This window comes from Streptomyces sp. NPDC002403, assembly GCF_053593015.1.
Genome location: NZ_JBSFBQ010000003.1, coordinates 198,399 through 212,636 on the forward strand (window position 1 = coordinate 198,399; position 14,238 = coordinate 212,636).

Below are 14,238 nucleotides of genomic sequence, written 5' to 3' on the forward strand. Positions count from 1 at the left end.
GCGGTATGGTCACGGCCAACATGACGTGGGTGTGACGGAAGTCCGGTGAGAATCCGGCACGGTCGCGCCACTGTGAACCCGTACCTGTGCGGGAAGTCAGACCCAGCACCCACGTCTCAGGCACCACGATCGGGACGCGTGTTCCCTCAGGAGGTTCTGCCATGGCACAGACCGCTGCCCCCGCCACCACCGCCGTACCGGCGATCACCCCCATCTCCCTGAAGGCCATTGCCCCCTGGGCGGTCTTCTTCGGCATCCTCATGCTCGTACTGCTGTACTTCGTCGGCGCCGAGCAGGGCGCCACCGCGGTCATCTCCGGCGAAGGTGTCCACGAGTGGGTCCACGACGGCCGCCACCTCCTCGGTTTCCCCTGCCACTGACGTACCGTCCGATCCAGGGGAAGCCCCATGAACTCCATATCTGTCAGAGCCCTGCTCGTGCGCGGCATGCTGGCCGGCCTCGTCGCGGGTGTGCTCGCCCTGCTCGTCGCCTTCTTCCTCGGTGAGTCGCGTGTGGACGCGGCCATCGCCCTGGAGGAGTCGCACAGTCATCACCACGACGGCGGCGAGGAGCTGGTCAGCCGCACCATGCAGTCCACCGCCGGCCTCGCCACCGGTGTGCTGGTCTTCGGTGTGGCGATCGGCGGCATCGCCGCCCTTGTCTTCTGCTACGCCCTCGGCCGGATCGGCAGGTTCGGCCCACGGGCCACGGCCGCACTGATCGCGGGCGCGGCGCTGCTGACGGTGTACGTCGTGCCGTTCCTGAAGTACCCGGCCAACCCGCCGGCCGTCGGCAACCCCGACACCATCGGCCGGCGTACCGCTCTGTTCTTCCTGATGGTGGCCCTGAGCGTGCTGCTGGCCGTCGCCGCGGTCATGCTCGGCAGACGGCTGGCTCCCCGTCTGGGCAACTGGAACGCGACGATCGCGGCGTCCGCCGGATACGTCCTGGTGATCGGCCTCGCCTACGCGTTCCTGCCCTCGTTCAACGAGGTCGGCAAGGACTTCCCGGCCACCCTGCTGTGGGAGTTCCGGCTGAGCACCCTCGCCGTGCAGGCCACCCTCTGGGTGACCTTCGGCCTGGTCTTCGGTCATCTGACGGAATGGCTTCTCGCACCGGGAGCCGGCACCGTCACGGCCGGGAACAGCGGCGCGGAACGGGCGGCCACGGCGGCCGGCTGACCGGCGCGCCGCATGCGGGCCGTCCGACGACCTGGACCCCGCCGGGAGCCGGCACCCGGCGGGGTCCAGCCGTTGGGCCGGTTCACTCCTCGGCCTGCCGGCCCCAGTCGATCCGGTAGTACTTCAACTTCTCGTCCTCCCCCACCAGGTGCATGCCGACGGCCTCCATGACCCGCTGGGACGCGATGTTGTCCAGATCGGTGTCACCGTGCACGCAGCCCACGCCCTGATCGCGGGCGAACCGCAGCAGGGCGCGCAGGGCCTCGGAGGCGTAACCCAGCCCCTGGGCCGAGGGGACGAGGCCGTAGCCGATCGTGACGTGCCCGTTCTCGTCCGGCGCGCCGTGGAATCCCATCCCTCCGATCACCTGTCCGTCCTCGCGGCGCCGTATCTCGTACGAGCCGAAGGGGCTGGGATCACCGTTCCTCGCACAGGTGTCGAGGAAGCGCTCGGCCGCGGCCCTCTCGCCCGGGGACGGGTAGCCGGGCGCCCAGTGCGCGCCGTCTCCCGGCGTGCCGGTCATCACCCGCAGGGCATCGGTGGCATTCATCAGGTGGAGCAGGAGGCGAGGAGTTCCGAGGTCGGTCATGAGTGAGTGAAGTATCACGGGGGGCGGGTGGCCGGCATCCGAATTGAACGGCCCGGCCGGGTCCGAGAGGGACCCGGCCGGACGCGCTGCCGGTCGGCCCGGGGCTCACCCGGCCGAAGGCTCCCGGGAGACCGCCCGGCCGGAACGCGGGCCGGAGCCCTGGTCGGAGCCGGAGCCGGAGCCGGAGCCGGAGCCGAAGTCGCCGGAGAACGCCGCCGCCATCCGCAGATGACCGGCCGCCTCCGCGCTCCGGCCCTGGCGCTCAAGGGTGCGCCCGAGCATCAGCCGCGCGTAGTGCTCCACCGGGTCGCGCTCCAGCACCGCCCGCAGCTCCGCCTCGGCCTTCGCGAGCCGGGCCGAGTGGTAGTAGGTCCGGGCCAGCAGCAGACGCGGCGACACCTGCTCCGGGACCTCCTCGACCAGCCCCTCCAGGATCCGGGCCGCCGACATGTACTCCTTCGCCTCGAAGAACATCTGCGCACGGTCCCAGCGGTCGGCAGCCGTGCCGAACTCGTAGTAGGTGTCGCTCACTTGACCTCCTCCTTCATGGACCGTCCCCGGATCGCGTCCGACTCCGTCCAGCCATCGACCCAGCTGCCGCTCGGTCGTCGTGCAATGGCCGCAACACGGCCTGGTGGTTGAATATTCCACTAAATTGTCGGCGTGGGTACCGGCACCCCCGGGCCCGCACGGGAATAGGTTGAGCGCCATGAGCAATCTCGATCGCCAGGCCGAACCCTCCGTCTGCGGGGGGCGGGGCTTCGTCGTCGCCGAGCCCGTACGCGAACTCCTCACCCCTCGCCGTGTCCGGCTGGGCGAGTCCACCGAGGTCCGCAGGCTGCTGCCCAATCTGGGCCGCCGGATGGTCGGCGCCTGGGCCTTCGTCGATCATTACGGCCCCGACGACATCGCGGGCGAACCGGGGATGCAGGTGCCGCCCCACCCGCACATGGGCCTGCAGACGGTCAGCTGGCTGCACGACGGCGAGGTCCTGCACCGGGACAGCCTCGGCAGTCTCCGTACGATCCGTCCGCGCGAACTGGGACTGATGACCTCCGGCCGGGCCATCAGCCACTCCGAGGAGAGCCCGAAGTCCCACGCGAGGTTTCTGCACGGCGCCCAGCTCTGGGTCGCACTGCCCGACGCCCACCGCCACGTCGAGCCCCACTTCCAGCATCACACCGACCTGCCGGCCGTCACGGCGCCGGGCCTCACCGCCACCCTGATCCTCGGCGAACTCGACGGCACCACCTCGCCCGGCACCACGTACACCCCGATCGTCGGCGCCGACATCGCCCTGACCGCCGGAGCCGGGGCCCGACTGCCGCTCGACCCGGACTTCGAGTACGCGGTGCTCTCCATGTCCGGTCAGGCCGAGGTCGACGGAGTGCCCGTGCTCCCCGGTTCCATGCTCTACCTCGGCTGCGGCCGTACCGAGCTGCCACTGCGCGCGGACACCGACGCAGGCCTCATGCTCCTGGGCGGCGAGCCGTTCGAGGAGGAGCTCGTCATGTGGTGGAACTTCATCGGGCGGTCGCACGAGGAGATCGAAGAGGCCAGGCAGGGCTGGATGGAGACCTCCCGCTTCGGTGAGGTGAAGGGCTATGACGGCGACCGGCTGCCCGCTCCCGAACTGCCGCCCGTCGCCCTGAAGCCGCGGGGACGGGTGCGCTGACCCGCGGTGACGATCCCGTCGGCAGGGCCTCGTCAGGTCTGCCGTTCGGCACGGGGGACAGGGGCGGCCGCGCTGTGGTCCAGTGGCCGGCCTACGCTCTCGGACATGCCGGAGGACAACCGTTCATTCACCGTGGACGATGACGTCGAGGTGCCCGTTCCCGCGCCAGGGACACGCTGGACCGTCGGAGCGGTCGTGCTCGACGAGGACGGTGCGGCCTTCGCCCAGAAGCGAAGCCCGCACCGCCGTCTCTTTCCCGATGCGTGGGACATCGAGGGTGGCCATGTCGAGCCCGGGGAGACCCTCTTGGACGCGCTCGCCCGCGAGATCGAGGAGGAGACCGGCTGGCGCCTGCGCCGTGTGAGGCGGTTCCTCGGCACCAGCACCTGGACCGGGGACGACGGCGCCGGCCTCCGCCACGAGGCGGACTATCTCGTCGAGGTCGACGGCGACCTGGGCAACCCCGACCTGGAATGGTCCAAGCACTCCGCCTTCGGCTGGTTCGGCCCCGGCGACCTGGAGCGGCTGAAGGAGAACCGCGCGCCGGGAGAGTTCCTGATCCACGACCTGATCGCACGGGCCGTGCGGGACGACCCGGACCGGACACGCGGGACGTGAGAGGCCGGCCGGCTCCGCGCGCTCACGCCGCGGCCGGTGCCGTGGCGGGAACGAGGCGCAGGTGCCCGGTGCGGCGCAGGCCGGTCAGGGCGGCCGCGCAGGCGAGACCGAGCGCGGCCAGCGCGGTCCACGGCAGCCAGGGGACACCGGCGCGGGCCGCCAGATCGAACAGGGCGCCCACGCCGGGATTCCCGACCGCGACGGCCAGGCCGGCCACGGTGCTGTAGGCGCCGTAGTACGTGGCCGTCAGCCGCTGTCCCGAGAGGCGGACCAGCGTGTCCATCTCGAACGGGTACAGCAGCGCGGAGCCCGCCGCCAGCAGTGCCGCGCACACCACCAGGCTCCCGAGGCCGAGTACGGCGGTCAGCCCGTGGACGCGGTGGTGCGGGCCGGGCATCAGCGGCAGGAACGCGGCGCCCATCACGGCCAGGCCGAGCGCGATCGCCTTCGGCGGGTCCAGACGCTTCCTGGCCCAGTCGGTGAGCCGGAGCTGGCCGGCGACCGCGACCAGCGCGGAGACGGCGAACACCACTCCCATCGCGGCGCCGTTGCCGTCGCCGAGGAGGCTGCGGGCCTGGAGGGGCAGGGCGAGGTACGTCTGGAAGGCCAGCAGGTAGGAGCCGGCCATCGCGGCGGAGAACAGCACGAAGGGCCGGTTGCGGAGAATCGTCCGCCAGTCCGTGGCGATGCCCCGCCATCCACTCGTACGCTCCGGGTCCGCCGCCGGACGCCGCGCCGGGAGGGCACGGGCCTGGACGACGGCCAGCACCCCGAACACCGCCGCGGAGGCGCCGCACACCACCGGGAAGTCGAGGGTGAGCAGGGCGAGCCCGGCGAGCGGGCCGAGCAGGATGCCCGCCTGGTAGAAGACGTTGAAGGCGGCGAACGCCTCCACCCGGCGCTCTCCGGCGCCCTGCGCGATGTAGGCGCGGACAGCGGGATTGAACAGGGCCCCGGCGAACCCGGTCGCGGCGGAGGCGGCGATCAGGGCGGGCAGGTCGTCGGCGAAGGCCAGCAGCGCGAACGCACCGGTCCGCAGGGCACAGCCGGCCAGGATCACGGGCTTGTGGCCGATCCGGTCGGCCAGGGTCCCGCCGAGCCAGAACATGCCCTGCTGGGAGAGGTTGCGTACGCCCAGGACGAGGCCGACCGCCCACGCCGCCAGGCCCAGTCCGTGGGCGAGATGGTCCGCGAGGTAGGGCATGAGCATGTAGAAGCCGAGGTTGATGCCGAACTGATTGACCATCAGCAGCTGGACGCCGGGCTCGAAGGAGCGCACCTGGGCGCGCAGCCGCCTCACCGGGCACCCGCCAGCACGGCAGGGACGGCGGCCGGGCCGCTGACCGTTCGGCACCGCGTCCAGGACGTCACGGTGCGCTCGCCCGGGTCGGTGATCTCGTCGGGTTCGTCCGGCGACGTGGCCGGGGTGTCCAGGAGCTTGTGGCCGTGGCACCAGCCGTCGTTGTAGATGGTGTCGAGATAGCGATGGGGCCCGTCGGGGAAGATGGCTGCGATTCTCGTCCCGGCGGGACGGGTGCGGGCCGCCCATCCGGCGACCAGCGCGACCGCCCCGACGCTCCAGCCGCCCGAGGCGTAGTGGTGACGGGCCAGTGAACGGCAGGCGCGAACGGCTTCGGCGGGGGCCACCCAGTGGACCTCGGTGAAGGCCGGGTAGGCGACATTGCCCGGGTGGATGCTGGAGCCCAGTCCGCGCATCAGGCGTGGTCCGGCCGGTTGCCCGAAGATCGTCGAACCGGTCGAGTCCACGCCGATCAGCGCCAGGTCGGGGAAGGTCCTGCGCAGCGCGGTGGAGATTCCCGCGGAGTGACCGCCGGTTCCGACCGAGGCGACCAGGACGTCGATGCGGCCCAGCTGGGCGACGAGTTCGGCGGCCAGCGGGGCGTAGGCCGCCACATTGTCGGGGTTGTTGTACTGGTCGGGGCACCACGCCCCGGGGGTCCCGGCGAGCAGTTCGGCCACCCGCTCCCGCCGGGCCTGCTGCCAGCCGCCCGTCGGGTGCGCGGTGGTGACGGTCTCGACGCGGGAGCCGTAGGCGGTCAGCGCCCGGCGGATTGCGGGTTCGAGCCCGGGGTCGGTGACCACGGTGACCGGGTGCCCGAAGGTGATCCCGGCGAGGGACAGGCCCAGCCCCAGGGTGCCGCTGGAGGACTCGACGATCGGGGCGCCGTCGGCCAGGTCGCCGCGCTGCCGGGCGCGGGCCACCATGTGCAGGCCGGGGCGGTCCTTGATGCCGCCCGGGTTGGTGCCTTCGAGCTTGGCCCAGAAACCGCGCCCGACCCCGGCGAAGGGTTCACCGATCCACAGCACCGGCGTGTGGCCCACCAGCTCGGAGGGCCCCCGGGCGGACATCGGGGCAGGGGCGTACGAGGGAATGTTCATGAAGGTGTCACGGCTCCTCGCCCCGGGCCGGCAGCGGCCGTCGGGGCATCGGGGGATCAGGGCGTGGACACACAGCGGCCCGGACCGGGTCCGGCGCGTGCCGGGGGCGGCACGGGGCCGGTGGGCGGCTGTGCGGGGCCCGGTCAGGTCCGTGCCACGCACAGAGCCGTGAGAATGCACCGCCCGCCGAGCGGACCGCGGCCGGGCGCCCGCGCCGTTCTGCCGCCCGGGAGGGCGGCGGACAGCGCCCGGAGGTCGGCCTCCGCCGGGAGCGCCCCGCCGGGGGCGGGAGGCGGCGGGGTGTCCACGCGGATCCAGTCCGCCGCGTGGTCCGGCTCGGGACAGCACGGGGAGGGATCGGGGGACGACGCCGAGGTGGGACCGGGCACCGCCGCGGGGGCGGCGGACGCGGCGATCGCCGTCATCGGGTCGTGGTGGGCGCCGAAGGCCGGGCCGTGGCTGTGTGCGCAGCCCAGGAGGTGGAAGGCCACCCAGAGCAGTACGAGCAGTGCGCCGCTGTCCCGCGTGCGGCGATCTGCCGGGGAGAACGACGCCGCACCGAGCATTGACTCAAAGTACCGAAGCGGGCACCCAAAGTCACACTCGTTCGTCGGTGGGGCGGAACGGGCCGGATGAGTGCGCCGCCGTCAACCGTCCGTCAAGGATCACGGGCCCGGGGTCAAGGGGCCGCCAACAGGGGCGCCGGGCCCGGCAGGGGCGGGCATACCGTCGTGGCATGCCGCGGAATGCCGGCGAGTCCGGGGCGGCGTACCCGTCTCCACAAGGAGTGCCATGAACGACAACCAGCGTGCCGAGGGCCCCGACCCCCTTCAACCGGACCGGGCCGGAACCCTGTTCGTTCCGGTCCGGCCGGGGCCCGCGGGCTGTTGCGCCCGCCTCTTCCGTACGCCCCTCGGCGCACGTACCGCCGTCGCCTTCACCCACGAGCGGCGACTGGTCCGCACCCTCGGGCAGCGGCAGACCTGGATCCGGCTCTCCGAGCCGGCGATACGCGCCCTCGTCGCGCCCCTGGGAGTCACCGGCCTCGTCGTCGACCCGCAGCTCGCCGTCCTCCCCGTGGCCGGCGCACCCCGCGCAGCCGGCACACCACAGCTGTCCCTTGCACGAACCGCTTGATCGGCCGAGGGGAACACCATGACCACCACACTCCCGGAACCGTCCGCCCCGACACCGCAACAGACCGTGCCCTCCACGGCTCCCGTGCCGCCCGGCAGCTCGCCGGACCTGTCCGTCTGGCCCGCTTCCGCACGGCTCGCCCCCCGCGGTGACGTCGTGGTGGGCGGCGTCTCCCTCGTCGAGGCGGCCGAGCGGTTCGGCACACCGCTCTACCTCCTCGACGAGCGCGAGGTACGGGAACGCTGCCGCACCTATCTGCGGTCCTTCCCGGACACCGATGTCGTCTACGCGGCCAAGGCCTTCCTCTGCCGCGCCCTTCTGCACTGGGTGCGGGAGGAGGGCCTCGGCCTGGACGTCTGCTCCGCGGGGGAGCTGGAATCCGCTGTGACCAGCGGTTTCCCGCCCGAGCGCATCGTGCTGCACGGCAACGCCAAGAGCCCGGACGACCTGGAAGCCGCGCTGCGCCTGGGCGTCGGACGGATCGTCATCGACAGCGCGTGGGAGATCGCCCGGCTCTCCGCGCTCCTCCCGCCCGGCGCCCGCCAGAAGGTGCTGGTACGCGTCGTTCCGGGGGTGAGCGCGGGCAGCCACGCCGCGGTCCGCACCGGCACCGACGACCAGAAGTTCGGGCTGTCGATCGCCGACGGAAGCGCTCGGCACGCCGTCGCCCGGATCCTGGGCCAGCCACGGCTGGAACTCGTCGGGCTGCACTGCCACATCGGTTCCCAGATCACCACGGCCAAGCCCTATCTGACCGCGCTGCGGCGGGTCGTCGGGCTGCTCGCCCGGATCCGCGACCGGCACGGAGTCGTCCTGCCGGAACTGGACCTCGGCGGCGGGCACGCGGTCGCCCACCGGCCGGGCGAGACCGCGCTCGACATTCCGTCCCTGGGCGCCCGCATCCGCCGGGAACTGGCTGTGAACTGCGCCGCGGCCGGCATCCCCGTGCCCCGGCTCACCGTCGAACCCGGCCGTGCGCTGGTCGGGCCCGCGGGCGTGGCGCTCTACCGGGTACTCGCGGTGAAGCGGACCGGCGACCGGGTCTTCGTGGCGGTGGACGGCGGAATGAGCGACAATCCGCGGCCCGCGCTGTACGGCGTGCGCTACGCACCCCGGCTCGTCGGCCGGCGCTCGACGGCCGAGCCCCGCACGGCGACCGTCGTCGGACGGCACTGCGAGGCGGGCGACGTGCTCGCCGCCGATGTGGCCATGCCCGGCGACATCCGCCCCGGAGACCTGATCGCCGTCCCGGTCGCGGGCGCCTACCACCTCTCCATGGCATCCAGCTACAACGCCGTCGGCCGCCCCCCGGTGGTCGCCCTCCTCGACGGCCGCGCACGGCTGCTGGTCCGCCGCGAGTCCCTCGCCGACATCAACAGCCGGGACATCGGTCTCTGAGCCGGCCGCACCATTGCCCGGGACGCCCCTTCCGTACCGGCTCGCACCGCCCGGCACCAAGGAGCCCCCTTCAGCCGTGCTCCTTGGTGCCGACCGTCGCCATGGCGGCCCCGGCCTGGTCGGCCAGGGTCGCCGCCACCAGCCGCGCCTGCAACGAGGCGGGTTCCGCGCCGGGCGCCGGCGCCAGCATGAACCGGCCGTAGTAGTGGCCGTTTCCGGTGGCGCGCAGCTCGATCTCCTCCGGTGGCCAGCCCTTGCGCTCCACGTCCCACGTCCGCCGCCCGACCACCACGTCGCCGTCCTGCTCCAGCCGCGGCGGGTGCCCCAGCAGGGTTCCGTACTCGAACCGGCAGCCCTTCAGCCCGAGCAGCCGGGTCAGCTCGCCCCGGACATGGTCGACCACCGCGTCGGGGGAGGTCGTCGTCCGCGCCAGCTGCGCGGTGTCGTGGATGGCGGACAGATGGCTCGCGTCGGTGATGGCGACCACCTGGAGCCGTCGTGCGCGCGCCGCCAGCTGCGAGACGATCAGGCTGACCACCAGGAGCAGCACGGCCGTCCGGATGTCGTCGCGCTTGTCGATGGTGAACCGCTGGTAGGGCGCGGTGAGGAAGAAGTCGAACCAGACGGCGGCCGAGAGTGCGGCGAGCGCGCCGGCCACCCGGTTGCCGATCGCGGCGACCGCCACGACGACCACGACGAGGATCAGCGCCGCATCCGTGCTCGTGAGGTCCGTACGGAAGGGCACGAGGAGCGCCGCGACGGCGGGCGGGCAGACCAGGGCAGCGGCCACAGCCACTCTGTCCCGCAGGGGGAAACCGGACATGCGAGCCTCCTGAGGTCCGTCTTCCACGATGCTCCTCCGCCGCCGGGAGCGGTAGCCGGGACCCGGCCCGGTGCCCCGGGAGACGCACGGGCGTGGCGCCCGGACAGACGTTCCGTCCGGGCGCCACGCCCGTGGTGATCAGTGGCGCAGGTCGAGACGGTGCACACCGCCGTCGACGGTTCCGACGTAGAGCGTGCCGCCGTCGGGGTCGGCGGCCAGTCGGGTGGTGTCGGTGTTCTGGAGGCCGGTGGAGATGTTCTGCCAGCTCAGGCCCCGGTCGGTGCTGCGCAGTACGCCGCGGCCGCCCTGGAGGAGGCCGCTGGCGCCGGAGCTCGTGGTGGCCGCGTAGTACGTGTCCCCGACCCGGAGCAGATCGGAGACATGGATCGCCGGAGCGCCGGTGTCCGAGGTGCGGAAGGTCCGGCCGCCGTCGGTGCTGACGCGGATGTTCTCGCCGCCGACGACGAGACGCCGGCCGTCGAGGTCGATCGCGGTCACCGGGCCGTCGGCGACCTTGGTGACGGTCACCCCGCCGTCGTCCGACCGGTAGAGACCGGCGGTGCTGCCGAGCCACAGGCGTCGCGGATCGGCGGGGTCGCCCACGATGGTGCCGAAGGAGCGGTCGTGGTAGAGGTTCTTCCATGTCGCGCCGCCGTCATCGGTGGCGAACAGCCCCTCGCCGAGCAGGCTCCGGAAGCCGACCATCACCCGGTCCGGGTCGGCGGGATGGACCAGCAGAGCCGTCGGCACCTCCGCCGAACTGCCCCGCTTCTCCCAGCTCTTGCCGCCGTCGCCGCTGCGCTCGACGGTGAACGCGCCGAACCCGGTGCGCCGGACCTTCCAGACCACCTTCGGATCCTTCGCCGACACGGCGAGTTGGGGGACGCCGACGCCCCGCCCGCCCTCGCCGCCCGATTGGCCCCATTCCGGGCCGGCGACGGGCAGAGCGGTGCGGTAGACGGCGCTGTCGGTGGCGGCGAGCAGCCGGCCGTCGCTGACAGCGAGGTCGTTGACGGTCAGCCCCTGGACGCCGATCCGCCGGTACCCGGTGCCGTCCGCGGCACCCCGGTAGAGGCCGTCCTGCTCACTGGAGACGGTCACGGAACCGTCGGCCCAGCGGTCGTAGTCCACCGGCAGTGCCGCCCGGGACGGTGCGGGCACCTCGGTCCAGGTCCTTCCGTGGTCGCGGCTGAGGCGGCCGTAGCCGGAGAGTGTGCTCAGATACAGGTCGTCGCCCGAGACAGCCAGGCGGAGGCCGCCCTCGGCCAAGGGCAGCAGGGTGGTCCAGGTCTTCCCGCCGTCATGGGAGCCGACCACTCCCCGGCCCGGGACCTGCACCGCCACGACCGAGGCGTCGGCGGCCATCGAACCGATGGTCCCGTCGGCCGGATCGAAGAGCAGGCGCGCCTCGCCCAGGTCGCCGGAGCCGATGCCTGAGCGGGCCCACACACCGTGATACGTCGTCAGGTAGAGGGTGTCACCGGTGACCGCTGCGGCGGTGACGGCACCCGTGACACCGGTCGGATACGTCGTCCAGTGGTCGCCCGCGTCCGTGCTGACGAGCAGTGCGTCCGAGGTGACCGCGACCAGGGTGCGCGTCCGCTCATCGGCGACGAGCGCCGCGACGCGGGTGTCCGGGACGTCGAGCGTGCGCCAGGTGCGCCCGTTGTCGTCGGTGCGCAGGACGGCGCCCCGGCGGCTGCCGTCGTGGACGCTGTTCACGGCGTACCACCAGCGGTCGGGATTCTCCGCGTCCACCACGAGCGGACCCGTGCCGTCCGCGACGGGCAGTCGGCCCAGCTGGCGCCAGGAGGCGCCGCTGTCGGTGGTCAGCCAGGGAGCCGCCTTCTGGAACTGGGTGAGGACGGCCTGCTGCGGCCGGCCCGGCGAGAGGGCGACGGAACCGGCCTCGCTGTTGGGGCCGACCGGCTCCCAGCGGTCCCCGCGGCTGTCGACCGGGGTGACCTCGAAGGCACTGGCACCGGTGAGCAGCTGCCCGGTGGCGGCGGTGCCGCGTACCGAGACCCGGTAGGCCCCGGCCACGCTGCCGGTCACCCGGGCCCGGTAGTAGCCGGTGGCGGGATCGAGGGTGGAGGCGAACTCGACGGGTTCGCCGCGCGGCGGGGTGACGGTGACGACCGGCGGTGCCGCCAGCCGGGTCGGCGGGGCGATGTGCACGGTCGAGTGGCCGTCGCTCGGGTCGGGTGCGGCCTGGACGGCCAGATGCCGGACGGCGAGCAGATAGGGCACTTGGATCGCCGGTCCCCGGTCGGGGGTCGCCGTGAGACGGCCGCCGGTCTCGGTGTCGGCGGCGGGCCGGGCGACGCGCAGCGACACCGTGACGGTCGCGGTCCTCCCGGCCGGAACGGTGACCCGCCTCGGCCAGACCTTGGCCGGACCGTCGGTCCGCAGCGTGGCGGTGACCGGCCGTTTGCCGGGGTTGTGCAGCGTCACCTTCGCGGTGCCGCCGACCTGACGCCCGGACAGGTCGGCGAGGCCGAACGACATCGAGGCCGGTGAGGCGTCGAGCGTGGCCGAGGCGGCCGCGGCCACATCGAGCCGGCCCGCGCCCCGCGTCGTGGGCCCGGTGCCGCTCAGCGGTTTCGCGGTACCGATCAGCTCCGCCTTGATCTCGGCGGGCGTCCGGCCGGGGTGCAGCTGGCGCAGCAGGGCCGCGGCACCGGCGACGTGCGGGGCCGCCATCGACGTACCCGACATGCGGTACTGACCGGGCCCGTAGAGGGACTTGGGCACGGTGGAGCGTATCTCCACGCCCGGCGCGACCAGATCGGGCTTCAGGCCGAAGCCCTGTGTGGGGCCGCGCGAGGAGAACGAGGCGATCCGGTCGGTGGTGTCGGTGCCCCGCAGTGTCACCGAGACCTTCCCGGCGGCGAGCCGGCTGCTCAGCTCCTGGTACTGGGTCGAGTCGATGCCCATGACCACCAGGCGGTCCATACGCAGCGAGTCACCGGAGGCGTCGATCCGTGCGGGCGAGGACGGCACCTCGGTCACTCCCGGCTCGGGGTTCACCTCCGGCGGCCGGACCCCGTCCGGCGCACCGGCGGCGAGGACCGGACCGTCGTTGGAGGGCAGTCCGCCCAGCACGGCGATCGCACCGCGCTTCTCCGCCTCCCGCGCCCATTCCACGGCGCTCGCCGTCAGGTACTGCGCGTCGGAGGCGACCAGCAGCCGCCCCCGTACGATCTTTCCGCGTACGTCGCCGGCCCGCTCCCAGTCCTCCGGGGTGCCCTCGCCGACATCGACGAGCGGCGCCGTGACCGGGGCCTTCGGCGGGTTCGCGGACAGGACGCCACGGTAACTCTGGATCAACTCGGGTTTCCGGCCCGCCAGATAGGCGCTGGGCAGCCGCAGATTGCTCGTCGACGCGCCGACCGAGAGCACGCCGTCGGCCGTGCCGGGGCTGCTGACCGTACCCGCGCCCGGCCCGTCGTTTCCTGCCGCCGCCACCACGACGACCCCGGCCCGTACGGCCGCCGTCGCGGCCCGGCCCAGCGGGTCGGTGCCGTCGCCGGGGCCGCCGAGGCTCATGTTGATGACATCGGCGCGGTGCGGGTTGGCCGGGTCGGAGGCCGCCTCCATTCCGGCGATGATGTCCGAGGTGTAGCCGGAACCGTCGGCGTCCATCACCTTGTACGCCAGCAGATTCGCGCCGGGCGCCACACCGGTGACGCCACCCTTCTCCGCGGCCCTGCCCGCGACGATGCCGGCCACGTGGGTGCCGTGGCCGTTGTCGTCCATCGGGTCCTCGTCGCCGTTGACGAAGTCGTGGCCGCCGACGACCTTGTGGCCCTTGCCGAGTCCGCCACCCAGGTCGGGGTGGGTGTAGTCCACTCCGCTGTCCAGGATCGCGACGGTGGTGCCCCTGCCGTCGACACGTCTTCCGGCGGGGTCCCTGCGCTGCCAGACGCCGGGCGCGCCGACGAGCGGCACGCTCGCGTCGGTCTTCGTCAGTACCCGGGTGTCGGGGCGGACGGCGGTGACGCCCGGCAGTGCGGACAGCCGCCCCACCTCGGAGGCGGGCACCGTCATCGCCACGGCGTCGACGAGCAGCCCCAGCCTGCGGGTCGCCGACGGGTGCAGCCCGGCGCGCCTCGCCGAGCCGAGGAAGGTCTCCTGCCGCGCGTCGATCGCCCGGCGGGCGGCACCGACGTCGCGGGCGGCCCCGGAGGACAGCAGCGAACCACCGGGCGCGGCGGTGACCGCGGGGTTCCGGGACAGTTCGACGAGCACTCGTTGCGACGGGTCGTGGGTGGACGCGTCGGCGGCACCCGGTGTCGCCGCCAGCATGCCGGCGAGCACGACGGCGGCGAGGGCGGCATGACGTGGTCTTCGTGACTTCATTGCCATGCGTAAAGGTCCTAGTGGTGAAGGCACTTGCCGCACAACTGATCTTCGT

General features: G+C 73.0%; 12 protein-coding genes, 1 pseudogene and 1 riboswitch. Of the genes and pseudogenes, 6 read left to right on the plus strand and 7 right to left on the minus strand.

The window, feature by feature from the left end; genetic code table 11:
• Nucleotides 1-9 precede the first annotated feature (9 nt).
• A riboswitch (adenosylcobalamin (AdoCbl) riboswitch) is annotated at nt 10-158 on the plus strand.
• Nucleotides 159-161: 3 nt separating this feature from the next.
• Both ACWCPY_RS05525 and ACWCPY_RS05530 read left to right on the plus strand, forming a co-directional pair.
• Nucleotides 162-380, plus strand: a complete 219-nt coding sequence (locus ACWCPY_RS05525) for a CbtB domain-containing protein (RefSeq protein WP_072488467.1) — start codon at nt 162-164, stop codon at nt 378-380.
• Nucleotides 381-407: 27 nt separating this feature from the next.
• Nucleotides 408-1,181: a CbtA family protein gene (locus ACWCPY_RS05530; protein ID WP_451263017.1), complete on the plus strand. Its 774-nt coding sequence runs from the start codon at nt 408-410 to the stop codon at nt 1,179-1,181.
• Nucleotides 1,182-1,263: 82 nt separating this feature from the next.
• Here ACWCPY_RS05530 and ACWCPY_RS05535 read toward each other — a convergent pair whose 3' ends face one another.
• On the minus strand, nt 1,264-1,770 hold the full coding sequence (locus tag ACWCPY_RS05535; RefSeq protein WP_451263019.1) for a GNAT family N-acetyltransferase: 507 nt from the start codon (nt 1,768-1,770) through the stop codon (nt 1,264-1,266).
• 183 nt (nt 1,771-1,953) lie between these two features.
• Nucleotides 1,954-2,301, minus strand: a pseudogene (locus ACWCPY_RS05540) (tetratricopeptide repeat protein); the annotation flags it as partial.
• A gap of 178 nt (nt 2,302-2,479) precedes the next feature.
• Here ACWCPY_RS05540 and ACWCPY_RS05545 point away from each other — a divergent pair.
• Together ACWCPY_RS05545 and ACWCPY_RS05550 are read left to right on the plus strand one after the other, a co-directional pair.
• Entirely contained in the window at nt 2,480-3,445 is a 966-nt protein-coding gene (locus ACWCPY_RS05545; RefSeq protein WP_451263021.1) for a pirin family protein, read from the plus strand.
• A gap of 105 nt (nt 3,446-3,550) precedes the next feature.
• Entirely contained in the window at nt 3,551-4,063 is a 513-nt protein-coding gene (locus ACWCPY_RS05550) for an NUDIX hydrolase (RefSeq protein ID WP_451263022.1), read from the plus strand.
• Between the two features lie 22 nt (nt 4,064-4,085).
• Here the strand turns inward: ACWCPY_RS05550 and ACWCPY_RS05555 are convergent, their stop codons facing one another.
• From ACWCPY_RS05555 to ACWCPY_RS05565, 3 genes are all read right to left on the minus strand, one after another.
• On the minus strand, nt 4,086-5,363 hold the full coding sequence (locus tag ACWCPY_RS05555; protein ID WP_451263023.1) for an MFS transporter: 1,278 nt from the start codon (nt 5,361-5,363) through the stop codon (nt 4,086-4,088).
• Complete coding sequence (locus tag ACWCPY_RS05560) at nt 5,360-6,463, minus strand: PLP-dependent cysteine synthase family protein (protein WP_451263024.1); 1,104 nt, start codon at nt 6,461-6,463, stop codon at nt 5,360-5,362. The genes ACWCPY_RS05555 and ACWCPY_RS05560 overlap by 4 nt, the downstream gene beginning before the upstream one ends.
• A gap of 143 nt (nt 6,464-6,606) precedes the next feature.
• Complete coding sequence (locus ACWCPY_RS05565) at nt 6,607-7,029, minus strand: hypothetical protein (RefSeq protein WP_451263025.1); 423 nt, start codon at nt 7,027-7,029, stop codon at nt 6,607-6,609.
• 226 nt (nt 7,030-7,255) lie between these two features.
• On the opposite strand from ACWCPY_RS05565, the gene ACWCPY_RS05570 reads away from it, so the two are divergent.
• A complete protein-coding gene (locus ACWCPY_RS05570) occupies nt 7,256-7,600 on the plus strand; it encodes an SAV_915 family protein (RefSeq protein WP_451263026.1) in 345 nt (114 codons plus the stop codon).
• Between the two features lie 18 nt (nt 7,601-7,618).
• Nucleotides 7,619-8,998, plus strand: a complete 1,380-nt coding sequence (gene lysA / locus ACWCPY_RS05575) for a diaminopimelate decarboxylase (RefSeq protein WP_451263027.1) — start codon at nt 7,619-7,621, stop codon at nt 8,996-8,998.
• Nucleotides 8,999-9,068: 70 nt separating this feature from the next.
• Here lysA and ACWCPY_RS05580 read toward each other — a convergent pair whose 3' ends face one another.
• Nucleotides 9,069-9,821 (minus strand): DUF4118 domain-containing protein, encoded by a 753-nt coding sequence (locus tag ACWCPY_RS05580; protein WP_451263028.1) that lies wholly within the window; start codon nt 9,819-9,821, stop codon nt 9,069-9,071.
• 138 nt (nt 9,822-9,959) lie between these two features.
• Complete coding sequence (locus ACWCPY_RS05585) at nt 9,960-14,189, minus strand: S8 family serine peptidase (RefSeq protein ID WP_451263029.1); 4,230 nt, start codon at nt 14,187-14,189, stop codon at nt 9,960-9,962.
• Nucleotides 14,190-14,238: the final 49 nt, after the last annotated feature.

What these genes read in the sequence shown, in the direction of transcription:
- ACWCPY_RS05545 (WP_451263021.1), top strand. Translation starts at nt 2,480, where the DNA reads ATGAGCAATCTCGATCGCCAGGCCGAACCCTCCGTCTGCGGGGGGCGG.
- lysA (WP_451263027.1), top strand. Translation starts at nt 7,619, where the DNA reads ATGACCACCACACTCCCGGAACCGTCCGCCCCGACACCGCAACAGACC.
- ACWCPY_RS05580 (WP_451263028.1), bottom strand. Translation starts at nt 9,821, where the DNA reads ATGTCCGGTTTCCCCCTGCGGGACAGAGTGGCTGTGGCCGCTGCCCTG.
- ACWCPY_RS05585 (WP_451263029.1), bottom strand. Translation starts at nt 14,189, where the DNA reads ATGGCAATGAAGTCACGAAGACCACGTCATGCCGCCCTCGCCGCCGTC.
- ACWCPY_RS05560 (WP_451263024.1), bottom strand. Translation starts at nt 6,463, where the DNA reads ATGAACATTCCCTCGTACGCCCCTGCCCCGATGTCCGCCCGGGGGCCC.
- ACWCPY_RS05530 (WP_451263017.1), top strand. Translation starts at nt 408, where the DNA reads ATGAACTCCATATCTGTCAGAGCCCTGCTCGTGCGCGGCATGCTGGCC.
- ACWCPY_RS05550 (WP_451263022.1), top strand. Translation starts at nt 3,551, where the DNA reads ATGCCGGAGGACAACCGTTCATTCACCGTGGACGATGACGTCGAGGTG.
- ACWCPY_RS05570 (WP_451263026.1), top strand. Translation starts at nt 7,256, where the DNA reads ATGAACGACAACCAGCGTGCCGAGGGCCCCGACCCCCTTCAACCGGAC.
- ACWCPY_RS05525 (WP_072488467.1), top strand. Translation starts at nt 162, where the DNA reads ATGGCACAGACCGCTGCCCCCGCCACCACCGCCGTACCGGCGATCACC.
- ACWCPY_RS05565 (WP_451263025.1), bottom strand. Translation starts at nt 7,029, where the DNA reads ATGCTCGGTGCGGCGTCGTTCTCCCCGGCAGATCGCCGCACGCGGGAC.
- ACWCPY_RS05535 (WP_451263019.1), bottom strand. Translation starts at nt 1,770, where the DNA reads ATGACCGACCTCGGAACTCCTCGCCTCCTGCTCCACCTGATGAATGCC.